15 protein-coding genes are annotated in these 13,581 nt (G+C 69.4%); 10 read left to right on the top strand and 5 right to left on the bottom strand.

All coding sequences use genetic code 11. From position 1 onward, the window contains the following. Positions 1-24 precede the first annotated feature (24 nt). The 4 genes from ACNI3K_RS08055 to ACNI3K_RS13085 all read left to right on the top strand — a co-directional run bounded on the left by ACNI3K_RS08055 (position 25) and on the right by ACNI3K_RS13085 (position 3,308). The gene (locus ACNI3K_RS08055; RefSeq protein WP_419391634.1) at positions 25-1,347 is read left to right on the top strand and encodes an MFS transporter; all 1,323 of its coding nucleotides are present in this window, start codon (positions 25-27) and stop codon (positions 1,345-1,347) included. Positions 1,348-1,428: 81 nt separating this feature from the next. Continuing rightward, entirely contained in the window at positions 1,429-2,433 is a 1,005-nt protein-coding gene (locus ACNI3K_RS08060) for a LacI family DNA-binding transcriptional regulator (protein WP_419391366.1), read from the top strand. Between the two features lie 12 nt (positions 2,434-2,445). Next, entirely contained in the window at positions 2,446-3,147 is a 702-nt protein-coding gene (locus tag ACNI3K_RS08065) for an alpha/beta fold hydrolase (protein WP_419391367.1), read from the top strand. 41 nt (positions 3,148-3,188) lie between these two features. Then, positions 3,189-3,308 (top strand): DUF8730 family Cys-rich protein, encoded by a 120-nt coding sequence (locus ACNI3K_RS13085; protein ID WP_518486594.1) that lies wholly within the window; start codon positions 3,189-3,191, stop codon positions 3,306-3,308. Between the two features lie 52 nt (positions 3,309-3,360). Here ACNI3K_RS13085 and ACNI3K_RS08070 read toward each other — a convergent pair whose 3' ends face one another. After that, entirely contained in the window at positions 3,361-3,771 is a 411-nt protein-coding gene (locus tag ACNI3K_RS08070) for a ribonuclease E inhibitor RraB (protein ID WP_419391368.1), read from the bottom strand. A gap of 59 nt (positions 3,772-3,830) precedes the next feature. Here ACNI3K_RS08070 and ACNI3K_RS08075 point away from each other — a divergent pair, with 59 nt between their 5' ends. From ACNI3K_RS08075 to ACNI3K_RS08090, 4 genes are all read left to right on the top strand, one after another. After that, positions 3,831-5,087: an arginine deiminase gene (locus ACNI3K_RS08075; protein WP_419391369.1), complete on the top strand. Its 1,257-nt coding sequence runs from the start codon at positions 3,831-3,833 to the stop codon at positions 5,085-5,087. A 59-nt stretch (positions 5,088-5,146) separates the two neighbouring features. Beyond that, a complete protein-coding gene (locus tag ACNI3K_RS08080; RefSeq protein WP_419391370.1) occupies positions 5,147-5,785 on the top strand; it encodes a biliverdin-producing heme oxygenase in 639 nt (212 codons plus the stop codon). A gap of 154 nt (positions 5,786-5,939) precedes the next feature. After that, positions 5,940-7,607, top strand: a complete 1,668-nt coding sequence (locus ACNI3K_RS08085; RefSeq protein WP_419391371.1) for an alpha/beta hydrolase — start codon at positions 5,940-5,942, stop codon at positions 7,605-7,607. Positions 7,608-7,654: 47 nt separating this feature from the next. Next, positions 7,655-9,277, top strand: a complete 1,623-nt coding sequence (locus tag ACNI3K_RS08090; protein WP_419391372.1) for a cation:proton antiporter domain-containing protein — start codon at positions 7,655-7,657, stop codon at positions 9,275-9,277. Between the two features lie 38 nt (positions 9,278-9,315). Here the strand turns inward: ACNI3K_RS08090 and ACNI3K_RS08095 are convergent, their stop codons facing one another. From ACNI3K_RS08095 to ACNI3K_RS08110, 4 genes are all read right to left on the bottom strand, one after another. Then, entirely contained in the window at positions 9,316-9,459 is a 144-nt protein-coding gene (locus ACNI3K_RS08095; protein ID WP_419391373.1) for a hypothetical protein, read from the bottom strand. Positions 9,460-9,469: 10 nt separating this feature from the next. Continuing rightward, positions 9,470-10,930 (bottom strand): NAD(P)/FAD-dependent oxidoreductase, encoded by a 1,461-nt coding sequence (locus ACNI3K_RS08100; RefSeq protein WP_419391374.1) that lies wholly within the window; start codon positions 10,928-10,930, stop codon positions 9,470-9,472. Between the two features lie 117 nt (positions 10,931-11,047). Then, positions 11,048-11,437 carry a hypothetical protein gene (locus ACNI3K_RS08105; protein WP_419391375.1) on the bottom strand — a complete coding sequence of 130 codons (390 nt, stop codon included), beginning with the start codon at positions 11,435-11,437 and terminating at the stop codon, positions 11,048-11,050. Between the two features lie 51 nt (positions 11,438-11,488). Beyond that, complete coding sequence (locus ACNI3K_RS08110) at positions 11,489-11,905, bottom strand: carboxymuconolactone decarboxylase family protein (RefSeq protein ID WP_419391376.1); 417 nt, start codon at positions 11,903-11,905, stop codon at positions 11,489-11,491. A 210-nt stretch (positions 11,906-12,115) separates the two neighbouring features. Between ACNI3K_RS08110 and ACNI3K_RS08115 the strand changes: the two genes are divergently transcribed. Together ACNI3K_RS08115 and ACNI3K_RS08120 are read left to right on the top strand one after the other, a co-directional pair. Then, the gene (locus tag ACNI3K_RS08115) at positions 12,116-12,745 is read left to right on the top strand and encodes a sigma-70 family RNA polymerase sigma factor (RefSeq protein ID WP_419391377.1); all 630 of its coding nucleotides are present in this window, start codon (positions 12,116-12,118) and stop codon (positions 12,743-12,745) included. A 2-nt stretch (positions 12,746-12,747) separates the two neighbouring features. Continuing rightward, positions 12,748-13,506 (top strand): anti-sigma factor, encoded by a 759-nt coding sequence (locus tag ACNI3K_RS08120; RefSeq protein ID WP_419391378.1) that lies wholly within the window; start codon positions 12,748-12,750, stop codon positions 13,504-13,506. The last annotated feature ends 75 nt before the right edge of the window (positions 13,507-13,581 follow it).

Here is a 13,581-nt window from a genome sequence, read left to right on the forward strand (position 1 = left end):
AAGCTCATCCTGTGGATCGCCATCATGGCGTCCTTCGTGTCCTTCCTCGACGGCACCGTCGTGACCGTGGCACTGCCCGCCATCGTCGACGAGCTCGGTGGCGGCATCACCACTCAGCAGTGGACCGTGGACGCGTACCTCATCACCCTGGGCGCGTTCATCCTGGTCGCCGGGTCGGTCTCCGACACGTACGGCCGGATCCGGGTGATCCGCTGGGGACTGATCGGCTTCGCCGTCACGTCGGTGCTCATCGCGCTTGCCCCCTCGGCGCCGATCCTGATCGGCGCGCGCCTGCTGCAGGGCGTCGCCGGCGCGATGCTGGTGCCGAGTTCGCTGGCCCTCATCACCTCGAACTTCCGTGGCCGCGCGCAGGCGAAGGCCATCGGCACGTGGACAGGCGCCACCGCGGGAGCGATGATCGCGGGCCCCATCATCGGCGGGCTGTTTGTGGACCTCGCGTCGTGGCGCTTGGTGTTCCTCATCAACGTGCTCCCCATCGCCGCGTGCCTATGGCTGCTGACTCGCCTGGAGCAGCGCGACGTCCGTTCGCCCGATGCGCGGGTGGACTACCCGGGCGCGCTCCTGTGCGTCACGGGGCTGGGCGGCATCGTGTTTGCGCTCATCGAGCAGCCGAACCTGGGTTGGGGCGATCCGCTGGTGTGGGTGCCAGGGGTGATAGGTGCGCTCGCCTTCGCGGGCTTCATGTGGTGGCAGACCGTGGCGACATCGCCGATGCTCCCGCTGGGCCTGTTCCGCGCGCGCAACTTCGCATGGGGGAACCTCTCCACCTGGATGATCTACGGTGCGCTGTCGCTGAACGGATTCGTCATCGTGGTGTACCTGCAGGAGCAGGCGGGACTCTCGGCCACGCTGGCGGGCTTGGCGTCGCTGCCCATCACCTTGATCATGGTCGCGCTGTCCTCACGCGCGGGAGCATGGGCCGGCCGGTTCGGCCCGCGGCTGTTCATGACGGCGGGGCCGCTGGCGATGGCCGTCGGGTCGCTGATGCTGCTCGCCGTCGGCGAGGACTTCAACTACTGGTGGCAGATGCTGCCGGGAATCGTCGTGTTCGGCTTCGGCCTCACGCTGACCGTGTCGCCGCTCACCGCGGCAATCCTGGGTGCCATCGAGCCATCGCGCGCCGGCATCGCCTCCGCCACCAACAACGCGATCTCGCGGATCGCCGGGCTGATCGCGATCGCGGCCGTGGGCGCGATCGTGGGCGGCACGCTCGACCTCGACGGGTTCCACCGCGCCATGTGGGCGACGGCCATAGCGATGGCTCTCGGTGGGGTGATCTCCTGGGCAGGGATCCGCAACCCGGTGGCACCCGACGACGACGAGTAGCTCCCGCTCTCATGCTTGGCGACGATATGCCTGGGACCCGGGGCCTATCGAAAACGATTTACGCCCGCCATACTTGCGGCCATGGCCACGATCTACGAGGTCGCCGCGCACGCAGGTGTGTCGCCGGCGACAGTGAGCCGGGTCATCAACGGGACGGCCGTTCGCCCGGCGCTCGAGACGCGCGTGCAAGAAGCCATCGCGATCCTGGAGTACCGCCCCAGCAAACGGGCCCGGGCGCTGCGCACCAAGCGGTCGGAGATGATCGCCCTGGTGATCCCCGATCTGGAGAACTCGTTCTTCACGGCGCTGGCCCGCGGCGCCGAGCGCGTGACCCGGGAGGCCGGGTACTCGCTGGTGCTGTGCAACACGGACGGTGACCCGGCCTATGAGACCGCGTACGTCGAGGTGATCCAGGACGAGCACGTGCCAGGCGCCATCGTCGCGCCGTATGGCGGCGGTGCGCCGTTCGCTGCGCTGCTCGACGAGGGCCGGCCGCTGGTCGCCGTCGACTGCCGGATCGCGGATCCACGGGCGGACGCCGTGCTGGCCGCCAATCACGCGAGCGCGGTGCTGGCCACCCAGTGGCAGTTCGACCAAGGCCGCTCACGCGTCGCATGCATCACCGGCCAACGGGAGGTAGACACCGCCCGCGAGCGCGCCGAAGGCTGGCGCGAGGAGGTCGACCGCCGGACCGGCGCGCCCGACGAGTACCTGGTGTGGACCGACTACCAAGTCGCGGGCGGGACGCGCGCCCTCGAGCAGCTGCTGGACCTGCCGAACCCGCCCGACGGGATCGTGGCGGCGAACCACCTGATCGCGATCGGCGTGCTCGCCGCACTCGCGCACCTGGGGATGAAGCCCGGCGACATCACCCTCTCCGTCTGCGACTCGCTCCCCTACCTGACCGTGCCGTTGCCGGGGCTCCACACCGTGCCCAACCCCTCCCGGGAGATCGGCGCACACGCCGCACGGCTGCTGCTCGCGCGCATCCACGGTGACACCAGCCCGCCGCGCACAGTCGTGCTCGACTCGACCGGCGCGATCGTGTCATCGGCCGCGCACCCCACCACGCAGCCGGTCTCCTGACACACTGATCCCATGGACGTCGCGTTCCTTCCCGGCATCGCCTCTGGCGGGCCCGAGGCATGGCGCCATCTGGTGCGGTATCTCGACAGCGCGCTGCCCGCCTTCGACATAGCCCGGGCCCGGTTCCTCGACCTGCGCGAGCCGAACGGCGGCTTCGCGGACCACGCCGAGTGGGCGGTGGCCGGGGCCAGCGCGGCCCGGCCTGTGCACGTGATCGCGCACAGCTTCGGAGGCAACGGCGCTCTCCTCGCGGCGCAGCACTACCCCGAGCTGATCGCCAGCCTCACGCTGATCGAGCCCGCCGCTCTCGCCCTCACCCGCCATACCGCCGCAACCGAGGCCCACATCGCAGAGGTGGGGCCCATCTTCGCCAGCCGCGCGGACCTGGACTGCACCGACTCTCAACTGGGCTACGCGCTGCTCACCGCCCTGGGCGGCCGCATGCATCGCGAGGACCCGCTCAACGAGGCGGTGGGGCGCACCATGCGGCAGGCCGGCGCGCCGTGGGAGGCGCCGCTCGACCGCAAGTGGACCATGCGCGTGCCCACCCTGGTCATCACCGGTGGATGGGACGACATCTACGAGGACGTCGCGGCGCACCTCGAATCACGCGGTGCCACGCACCTGGTGGTGCCGGGGGCCGAGCACCGGCCGCAGGACCTGCCGCCGGCCCACCGCGCCATCGCGGCTCACCTCGAAGCGCACAGCCAGTAGGGGAAGTGCGCGGGCGGCGCGAGCGTGAAAGAATCGTCCGCATGTGCTCCCCCATTGCGTGCCGCTCGTGCGGCAAGACCACCTGGACCGGCTGCGGACTCCACATCGACGAGGCGCTCGCGAACGTGCCCGAATCTAACCGCTGCACCTGCAAGAACTGACGCGCCCGCTGACAGGCGAGCCCGCGCATCGGCCGCCTGGCGGGTCACCCCGCTACAAGAGCGGCTCGATGCCCCAGCCCGCCTTCTCCTCGGCGGTGTACAGCGCAGCCCAGCCCTCGTACTCCCCGCCGTGCGTGGACGCGATGCCCTCGGCGACGTCGACCGTCTCGCGTAGGAAGTCGGGCACCAGCGGCACGTCGCGTCCGTAGATGAGGATCGACCACTCGTCCACGCCGTGACTGGGCTCGACGAGCTCGCCGCGGTACTGCCCCTCGCCGAGCTCCTTCGCCGCCGCGCGGGCGCTCTCCTCGTTCTTGAACGTCACCGAAAACTCGCTGTCCCGCGGGGCAGAGATGTCGGCACCCGCGTCCACGAACCGCTGCAGCTGAGCCGCATCGTCCTCGAACAGGCCGTACGGGTCCACACGCTTGCGACCGCCGGTGAACTTCGAGAGGAATCCCATGCGCCAACGCTAGTCGGTGATGCGCCCTCACTCGCACGGCCCGGTGCTATTTTCGGTACATGAGACAGGCTCCAGTCAAGCCTCAAGACCGCTACGGCGCACACTCCGAGGTGGGACGGCTGCGCAAGGTCCTGGTCTGCTCCCCCGGCCTGGCGCACAACCGCCTCACGCCGTCCAACGCCGATGCGCTGCTGTACGACGACGTCATGTGGGTCGACAACGCCCGCCGCGACCACGCCGAGTTCGTGTCGCTCATGCGCGAACGGGACATCGAGGTGCTCGAACTCCATGACCTGCTCGCCCAGACCCTCGAGATCCCCGAGGCGCGCACCTGGCTCATGGACCGCAAGATCACCGCCGACGAGGTGGGCCTGGGCCTGGTGCCCGACGTCCGCGCCTTCCTGGACCTCCTCGATCCCCACGTGCTCGCGCGCTACGTGCTGGGCGGCCTGTCCACCTCGGACCTGCCCATCGACTTCGCGGCGCCCAGCCTGAAGCTGGTACGCGAGGAGTCCGGCATGCGGGACTACCTCATGCCGCCGCTGCCCAACACCCTCTTCACACGCGACACCACGAGCTGGATCTACAGCGGCGTCACCCTCAACCCGCTGTACTGGCCCGCACGCCACGCCGAGACGCTGATCATGAAGGCCGTCTACAGGTTCCATCCGGACTTCGCCGGCGAGGTCACCACCTGGTGGGGCGACCCCGAGTGGTCGCACGGACTCGCCACGCTCGAGGGCGGCGACGTCATGCCCATCGGCAACGGCGTGGTGCTGATCGGCATGTCCGAGCGCTCGAGCCGACAGGCCATCACTCAGGTCGCGAGGTCGTTGTTCGCGGCCGGCGCCGCGCAGCGGGTGGTCATCGCCAAGATGCCCAAGCTGCGCGCCGCGATGCACCTCGACACGGTGTTCACGCTCGCGGACCGCGACGTGGCCACAGTCTTCCCCGGCATCGTCGACGGCATCGAGACCTTCTCCCTCTTTCCGGCCGATGCGCCGGTCGTCTTGGACGTCGTGCGCGAGAACCTGCCCTTCACCGAGGTGGTTGCCCACGCGCTCGGCCTCAAGAAGCTGCGCACCATCGAGACGGGCGGCGACCGCTACGCGTCCGAGCGTCAGCAGTGGGACTCGGGCAACAACGTGCTGGCCCTCGAGCCCGGCGTCGTGGTGGGGTACGACCGCAACACTCACACCAACACCCTGCTGCGCGAGGCCGGGATCGAGGTGCTCGAGATCGTGGGCGCCGAGCTGGGGCGCGGACGCGGGGGCGCGCACTGCATGACCCAGCCGCTGGTGCGCGACGGGATCTGATCCCGGCCGCACCTGGGGACCCGATCGTGAGGCCTCGCGCCGGGGCTACACTCGGCCGCATGGCCCCCTCGACCACCCTCTCTGCGCGCATCCGTGAGGCCACGGCGGCCGAGCACCGGGCCGCCGAGACGCGAGGGTTCATCACCCGGCTCATGGACGGGGAGTTCGACCTGGCGACGTACACGCGCTACTTGATCCAGTACGCGCACGTCTACCGGGCTCTCGAGTCGCGGACGCCACAGCCCGGTGATCCGGCGCTCATCAACGACTCCCGCCTGGACCGGTTCCCGTCGATCGCTAGCGACCTGGACCACCTGGGCGCCAGCGACTGGGCGACGCATGCGCCCGTCGACGCGACCCACGCCTACTGCGCTCACCTCAAGTCCATCCCGGTGGACGACGTCCCCCGCTACCTCGCCCACCACTACACGCGATACCTGGGCGATCTATCCGGCGGCCAGGCGATCGGCACCCTCATGTCGCGGCACTACGGCGCGACGCCGGAGCAGTTGTCGTTCTACCGTTTCGAGAAGATCCCCGCCGCACCTCGCTTCAAGGCGGAGTACCGCGCCGCCCTGGACGCCCTCGACTTCACCCCCGATCAGGAGCAGGCCTTCGTGGACGAGTCGCTGGTCGCTTTCCGGCTCAACGGGGCGGTTTTCGACGAGCTGGGCGCGACCCAGCCCTCCCCCGCCTGACGACCCAGAGCCGTCCTGGCCGCATCGGATAGCCTCTGAGCGAGCCGTCACCGCTGAGCGAGATCCGAGGGGAGGCGCCGTGCCGACGCACATGCTGCAACGCGCATTCTCGCGGCTTAGCGAGCCTCCCCCTCCTCGACCGCGAGCGCCTGGCGTGCTGGAGCTCAGCTTCTCCGCCGTCGGGCTGGTCGTGGGCCTGTATCTGTTCGCCATCTCGCTTACCCCGTCGCTGCTGCCCCGCGCCGGCTACGCGCAGGGGCTGAACTCGGGCGTCGCTTTCATGATCGGCTACGGGCTCGGTGCCGCGGCCTATGCCGTCCTGCGGTTCCTCCGGGTGCCGCAAGCGCACGGCCGCGTGCGTGCGGCCCTGCTCGCGATCTCGCTGCTGCTCATCGCGATCCAGGCGTCGCTGGCCATCTGGCGGTACGTGGGCTGGCAGAACCAGACACGCCTCGCATTCGGCATGGAGCCGCTGTCGCCCCTGGTGTGGCCGCAGATCGTCGTCGTCGCCCTGTCGGTTGCCACGATCGTGATCGTGGTCGCCCGGCTGCTGCGGCTGCTGTTCCGCAAGGCGGGCAACCTGCTCGACCGCTGGCTGCCGCGGCCGCTCGCAGTCGCTCTCGCGGCGGTGCTCTTGACCTCGTTGCTGTGGTGGGTCGCATCCGGCGCGTTCGTCAACGCCTTCTTCACCACTTCGAACTGGATCTTCTCCGGGCGCGACCTGCAGGACAACCCAGGCGTCACGCAGCCGTTGGAACCCGAACGCTCGGGCTCCCCCGCATCGTTCATCGACTTCGACGAGCTGGGCCGGCAAGGGCGGTCCTTCGTGGCGAGCGGTCCCACGGCGGCGGAGATCGACGAGTATTCGGGCGGCGGTGCGCTCGAGCCCATCCGCACCTATGTGGGCCTGCGAGCCGCGGACACGATAGCCGAGCGGGCTGAGCTGGCTCTCGCCGAGCTGCAGCGCACCGGGGCGTTCGAGCGCGAGGTCCTGGTGGTGTCCACGGTCACCGGCACCGGGTATCTCGACCCCGCGGGAGTGGACACGCTGGAGTACCTGTGGAACGGCGACACGGCGATCACCGGGGTCCAGTACTCCTACCTGCCGAGCTGGATCTCGCTCCTGGCCGATCAGGACGTGGTGCACGAGACCGCGCGGGTGGTGTTCCGGACCGTGCACGACCACTGGTCCACCCTGCCCGAGGACGACCGGCCCCGCCTGTACCTCTACGGGCTGTCGCTCGGGGCCACCGGCGTGGAAGCAGTGCTGTCCAGCGCCGAGATCCTCAACGAGCCCATCGACGGCGCGCTCATGGTGGGGCCACCGTTCGTCAACGAGATGCACTCCGAGATCACGGCGGCCCGCGACGAGGGCACGCCCGTGTGGCAGCCGGTGTTCAACGACGGCCGGACCGTGCGGTTCACCGCAGAGCAGTACGGCCTCGACAAGGGCGGCCAGACCTGGGGGCCGACCCGCGTGGTGTACCTGCAGCACGGCTCCGACCCCGTCACGTGGTTCGACTCCCGCCTCGCCGTCGAGAGCCCGGAGTGGCTCGAGCCCGACGAGCGCGCGCCAGACGTGACCGGGGCGATGGCCTGGTACCCGCTCGTCACCATGTGGCAGGTGCTGCTCGACCTGCCCGCAGCTGGCTCGGTTCCGGAAGGCTACGGGCACCTCTACACGCACCGCGCGAATCTCGATGCCTGGGCGGGCATCACGCAACCAGAGGGCTGGAGCGAGGCGGACGCGCAGTCGCTCGCGACCCACCTCGAGCGAAGGGCCGAACGCCTGGACAACGAGCGTTCCGAGCTGTCGGACTGACACCAGCGCGCCGCGAGCGCGAAACCTCCGCCACGTAGAATCGCCCCATGCTGCACCATGCCCCGCTCCTCACCACCATCGCGGCGGGCCTGGTCGTGGCATTCGCGCTGGGGTTCATCGCGCAGAAGCTGCGGATGTCACCCATCGTGGGATACCTCGCGGCCGGGGTCGTGATCGGCCCCTTCACTCCGGGCTACGAGGCGGACACGGAACTCGCGATGGAGCTGGCCGAGATCGGCGTGATCCTGCTGATGTTCGGCGTGGGCCTGCACTTCTCCTTCAAGGAGTTGCTCGCGGTGCGCAAGGTGGCGCTCCCGGGTGCCATCGCGCAAATGGCCACCGCCACGGCGCTCGGCACCGGGCTGGGCCTGTGGATCGGTTGGGACCTCGCCGCGTCGATGCTCTTCGGTCTCGCGCTCTCCGTCGCATCGACCGTCGTGATGCTCCGCGCCCTCGAGGACGAGCAGCTGCTCGACACCCGGGGTGGGCATATCGCCGTGGGGTGGCTGATCGTCGAGGACCTCGCGATGGTCCTCGCGCTGGTGATCATCCCGGTGCTCGCCTCCGGAGCCGGCGGCCCCGGTGTGCTGGCCGGAGAGCTGGCATGGACCATCGTCAAGGTGGGAGCGTTCGTCGCGATCATGGTGGTCGTCGGCAGGCGCGCCATCCCGTGGCTGCTCGCACGCGTGGCCGATTCGGGCTCGCGCGAGCTCTTCACGCTCAGCGTGCTCGCGCTCGGCATCGGCGTCGCCGTAGGTGCCGCCTACCTGTTCGAGGTGTCCTTCGCGCTCGGCGCGTTCTTCGCCGGCATGATCCTGCGCGAGTCCGACCTGTCGCAGCGCGCGGCCGAGGACTCCCTGCCGCTGCGCCAGGCCTTCGCCGTGCTGTTCTTCGTGGCCGTCGGGATGCTCTTCGACTGGCACGTGATCATCGAGCAGCCGCTCGCGCTGCTCGCGACCTTCCTGGTGATCGTGGTGGGCAAGACGGTGGTCGCATTCGCCATCGTCCGGGCGCTGCGCTACTCCAAGCAGATGGCGCTCGTGGTCGCCGCCGCGCTGGCGCAGATCGGCGAGTTCTCGTTCATTCTCGTGACCCTCGGGACCAATCTCGACATCCTGTCCGACGATGCCCGCGACCTTGTCCTAGGCGGAGCCATCCTGTCGATCATCGCGAACCCGCTGCTGTTCGCCTGGGCCACGCGCGCCTACCGCGAGATGGAGGACACGGTCCCGGCGGCCGATGCTCCCCGTGAATACGCGGGCGAGGACCACGTGGTCGTGGTCGGCTTTGGGCGCGTGGGGGCGCGCGTCGCGAAGGGTCTGTGGGCGCGCGGCCTTCCCACAGTGGTCGTGGACGACGACGAGCGCAGGGTCGAGGCACTGCGCAAGGACGGGCACGCCGCGATTCTCGGCAACGCCGTGCGTTCCAAGGTGCTCGCAGCTGCGGGCATCGACAAGGCGACCGTGGTGCTCGTCGCGATCCCCGACCCTCTCAATGCGGGGGCGATCGTGTCCAAGGTGCGGGCGATGCGCCCCGAGGCGCGGATCATCGGCCGCGGCCACCGGAGCGTCGACGTCGAGTACCTGACGGAGATGGGCGCCGACCGCGTGATCGTGGGCGTCCACGAGACCGCTGACCTCATGGTCGCGGAGGCGGACGGCCGAGCCTAGGCCGGGGGCCGTTGCGGCCACAGCCGGGGTCGCAGGTCTCAGTGGGACTTGCGCGCGAGCCTCCACATGGTCCAGTTGATGCTCAGGAAGCGCAAGAGCTGAAGCGCAAGGTTGCGCCGGCGTCTGAGCTCCTTCGCGGTGGGCGGCGGCGCGTGCGCGACGCGCTCGTTCGTGGAGTCCATGGCGAGCCTCCTACTCCGGGATCCAGGTCCAGCCGGGCTTGACCTTGGCCTTGTAGATGAACAGCGTGTGCAGCAGCCGCTTGACCCAGTGATCGGCCAGGCCTACCTCGCCGAACGTCTCCTTGAGGTTGCGCCCCGTCTCGGGGTACTTGTCCCAATCAGGCACGATCGGGCTCATCGTCATCGCGGCGGCCGTGCCGGAACGCATACCTGTGCCGGCGGACGCCACGCACGCGGCCGCCATCTCGGCCATCGAGGCAGAGTGAGTGGGGTCCTTGGCTCCCTTGAGGATCATGTCCGCCACCGAGAACGCGACCACCTTGCCGATGGTCCCTGACGGCATGCCGGTCCGGGGCGGGCTCGGCGCCACCGCCAGGCCGTCGGGCGTGGCACGCGGCTGGGAGATCTGGTGCGGCGGCGCGAACGCGATGCCCACGGCGAAGCAGTTCGGGTAGGCAGGGTTCTGGTACGTGCGGGGCCAGTCCTTCGCGCTCCACTCCTCTAACGGCCGCTTCGCGTAGTCGGCATCGACCTTCATGAAGCCGGACGGCGCGAACACGGTGTCGGTGATGTCGTCGCCCGTGCGGCTGTACGCCTTCCAGTCCGCACCCTTGAACGGCGGGAGCAGCATCGCGAAGTCGTAGGACATATCGTTGTGGGACCCGTCGAGTTGGTCGTAGTGGATCACTCCAGGCTCGACGCTCGTGACGGCCGCGCCCGTCACTGCCTTGACACCGCGCTCGCGGTAGAGGGATTCCGTCCACAACTGGCTCGACGTGCGGAAGCCCTGTTGCTCGAACTGCATGCCGCCCACGCCGAAGTCGCCGAGCTCGTTCTCGTTGGTGAGGTACACGAGGTCGACCCGGTCGCGGACTCCGGCCTCGCGCAGCTCATGCTCGACGTTGAACGTGTACTCGAAGGCCGCGCCCTCGCACGTGCAGGTGCCATGGCCCACGCCGATGACCACGCGCTTGTGCTCGCCTCGCTTGCACGCCGCGATGACGTCCTGCAGCTTGACGTGAGCATCGGCCGCGTGGCCGGGCGTGCAGACCGACACGGTGTGGCCCTCGTCCGGGCCGAGCCCGGGGGTGGCCGCGAAGTTGAGCTTGGGACCGGTGGCGTTGATGAGGTAGTCGTAGCGGATCTTGACGGTCTCCCCCGCTCTTTCCGGGGAGGTGAACTCGACCTCGACGGCGGGCCGTTCGTCGTCGGCATCCCCCTCGGGCCACAGCGCGAACGCCTTGGCCTGAACGAACTTGATGCCCTTCTTCGCGTAGATCGGCGCCAGCGGGAACACCACCTGATCGGGGGTCATCCTGCCTACCCCCACCCAGATGTTGGAGGGAATCCAGTTGTACTTGGAGTTCGGGGAGACCACCACGACCTGGTGCGCTCTGCCCAGGCGCTTCTTCAGGTACAGGGCGGCCGTGTGACCGGATACGCCCGCTCCCAGCACGACCACGCGAGCCATGATCGATCACCTTCTTCGCTGACCACGGCGCAGATCCGCGCCATAGTTCAGGTGTAGCCCCGGGCGCCACGGAACTCGCGGGACCGAAGTCCCGCTTGGGCGCGACGGTGGCGGAAGCTAGGACGTGGCCTTCGCGTTCTTGCGGTCCTTCAACCACCACAGCGGCAGCAGCAGCGTGGCGATCGCGGTGACCAGCCACACCACGAGGGTGCCCATCACCCAGGTGCTCACCCCACTGATCTCCAAGGAGTCCCCCACCAGCGTGGCGATCAGCAGCGCCACGAAAGTCGACACCAGGCCGACTCCACCCGTAAAGGCGTTCGCGTAGCGCATCGACATCTTGAGGATGAACGGTTGCAGCAACGACTGCGCGATCGCGAAGATCGCGACCGCGATCACGAACCCCGAGAGCGTGATCTCGAAGTCCTCGAGCAGCAACGACGCTACCCACAGCCCGAGCGCGGCGGAGACGACGAAGATGGCCACGCGAATCAGGAATCTCACCATGATCGGCACGCTACTCCTGACACCCCGTGCGTGCGCGGCGAGAAGGGAGGACTACTCCATGCCTCGCGTCACTCGGTTCCACGCGTTCACGAGCGCAGCGGTCTCGACGATCGCGCCCAGCTGGCGGCGGTTGAAGTACTGCCCCGCCTCGTCCCGGGCGGCCGGCTCGAGCCCCCGCGGGTAGTCGGTGAGGATCTCCGCAAAGCGCAGCGCGGCCGAGTCACCGTCGCTCACCAGCTCGGGCCGCATCTGCGCCACCGGCCGCGCGAGGGCGGCGATCAACTCCGGGCGTTCGCCCATCGCCGCGAGCTGCTCCGAGTGCAGCCGGACGCTGAACGTGCAGCCGTTGATGTGCGAGCACCGCAGCCGGATCATCTCCCGCAGCCGGGGCTTCAGCTCGGTCCCGACCGTCGCATCGAACTCTTCCATCGCCTTGAGGAACTCGGCGCTCACCTTCGCGACACTCACGTGCGCGAACCTACCAACGCGCACCGACGCCGCGCCAGGACCACCTACCAATCCGCCGCGCGTTGGCGGGCGAACCACAGTCACAGTCGCGGTGCCGCACCCCTCCCTGAGCCGGGGTGCGGCGCGGCGGCGACTCGGTCACGACGGATCAGTGCTTCGATAGGGGGGCCCAGAATGAACGCAGCCGCCCGCCATGAACGGAGGTCGCCCGTGGAGCGACGCCACTTGCGCGCCGTCGACGACGACGCACCACGTGTGTCACGACACGAGCCCGACGCCGCGTCCGCACAGCGGCTCGATGATCTGCTGATCTCCGCCGGGCGGGGCTCTGCCCAGGCCTTCGAGGGCGTGTACACGGCCATGGCGACGCCGGTATACCGCCTGGCGCTCAGGGTGGTGAGGGATCCCGGCATGGCGGAGGACATCGCCCAGGAGACGTTGGTGGAGGCCTGGCGCAAGGCGCCGGAGTTCGATCCCGCACGGGGCGGCGCCAAGACATGGGTGCTGACCATCGCACACCGGCGGGCCGTCGACCGGGTACGACGGGAGCAGCGCCAGCGCCAGCAGATGGAGTCCGAGGCCGCGGTCGCGGAACGGGAGTCCATGCCGGCGGAGCAGGACACCGTGGTGGAGGTCGACTTCCGGCGGTGGCAGTCGGAACGGGTACGGGGTGCGCTCTCGCACCTGACGGACATCCAGCGCGAGGCCATCGAGCTTGCGTACTACGGCGGCCACACCCAGACCGAGGTGGCCGCACGGCTCGGCGTACCGCTGGGCACCACGAAGACACGAATACGAGACGGCATGAAACGACTACGCGACGCATTGGAGGAGGGTTAGTCATGGATCTGCACGAGATGAGCGGCGCCTACGCCCTCCACGCACTGGACGACGCCGATGCGCGACGCTTCGAGGAGCACCTCGCCACTTGCGAACAATGCCAGGCCGAGGTCGCGAGCTTCGAAGGCACCTTGGATGCTCTCGCGGAGCCCAGCGACGACGCTTCGGTGGTGGCCCCCGAAAGCCTGCACGGAGCGGTCTTCGATGAGATTGCCCGCACGCCACAGGTCGCGGCGCCCGCCGCGCCAGACACCGACGACCGTTCAGCCGTTGCCCCTGCCGCACCCGACGCACCGGTGTCGCTCGACCAAGCCCGCGCATCGGCCGGGCGTCGCCGCCTGCCGGCACGCCTGCTGGCCGCTGCCGCCGGACTGGTGGCGGTCGTGGCGGTCGGAGTCGGGTTCATCCTGACCGGCAACGACGAGAGCACCCTCGCTGACGAGGCCGAGCGCGTGCGTACCGCGGAGGACTCGGTCGAGTACTCGCTCGGGCTCGGCGCAGCGACGCTGTACGTGTCCTCGGCCGAAGGCGGGGTGGCGCTCATCGGCGACACCCCCGACCTGCCCGAGGGCGAGACCTACCAGGTGTGGGTCGTGCCCGCGGACGGAACGGACCCTGTGCCCGGCCCGGTGCTCGGCGACGGCGAGCTGGAACAGGCGTGGCTCACGGAGCTTGAAGGCGCGGCTGCGATCGCAGTCAGCGTGGAACCGGAAGGCGGCTCGACGACCCCCACGGAGGTCGTGACCGCGGTCGAGCTCTAGCCGCTTCCCGACCTTGGCGCCCCTGTGGGCGCTGAGCGTCGGGTTCAGGGGCGTCCGCGAATCCCGGCGGACGCC

It is taken from the genome of Demequina ureilytica, from assembly GCF_048553575.1.
Classification (GTDB): Bacteria; Actinomycetota; Actinomycetes; order Actinomycetales; family Demequinaceae; genus Demequina.

Coding starts and splice junctions, on each gene's coding strand:
- ACNI3K_RS08080 (WP_419391370.1), top strand. CDS start 5,147: ATGGCCCCCTCGACCACCCTCTCTGCGCGCATCCGTGAGGCCACGGCG.
- ACNI3K_RS08105 (WP_419391375.1), bottom strand. CDS start 11,437: ATGGTGAGATTCCTGATTCGCGTGGCCATCTTCGTCGTCTCCGCCGCG.
- ACNI3K_RS08075 (WP_419391369.1), top strand. CDS start 3,831: ATGAGACAGGCTCCAGTCAAGCCTCAAGACCGCTACGGCGCACACTCC.
- ACNI3K_RS08120 (WP_419391378.1), top strand. CDS start 12,748: ATGGATCTGCACGAGATGAGCGGCGCCTACGCCCTCCACGCACTGGAC.
- ACNI3K_RS08055 (WP_419391634.1), top strand. CDS start 25: ATGGCGTCCTTCGTGTCCTTCCTCGACGGCACCGTCGTGACCGTGGCA.
- ACNI3K_RS08095 (WP_419391373.1), bottom strand. CDS start 9,459: ATGGACTCCACGAACGAGCGCGTCGCGCACGCGCCGCCGCCCACCGCG.
- ACNI3K_RS08090 (WP_419391372.1), top strand. CDS start 7,655: ATGCTGCACCATGCCCCGCTCCTCACCACCATCGCGGCGGGCCTGGTC.
- ACNI3K_RS13085 (WP_518486594.1), top strand. CDS start 3,189: ATGTGCTCCCCCATTGCGTGCCGCTCGTGCGGCAAGACCACCTGGACC.
- ACNI3K_RS08060 (WP_419391366.1), top strand. CDS start 1,429: ATGGCCACGATCTACGAGGTCGCCGCGCACGCAGGTGTGTCGCCGGCG.
- ACNI3K_RS08065 (WP_419391367.1), top strand. CDS start 2,446: ATGGACGTCGCGTTCCTTCCCGGCATCGCCTCTGGCGGGCCCGAGGCA.
- ACNI3K_RS08070 (WP_419391368.1), bottom strand. CDS start 3,771: ATGGGATTCCTCTCGAAGTTCACCGGCGGTCGCAAGCGTGTGGACCCG.
- ACNI3K_RS08100 (WP_419391374.1), bottom strand. CDS start 10,930: ATGGCTCGCGTGGTCGTGCTGGGAGCGGGCGTATCCGGTCACACGGCC.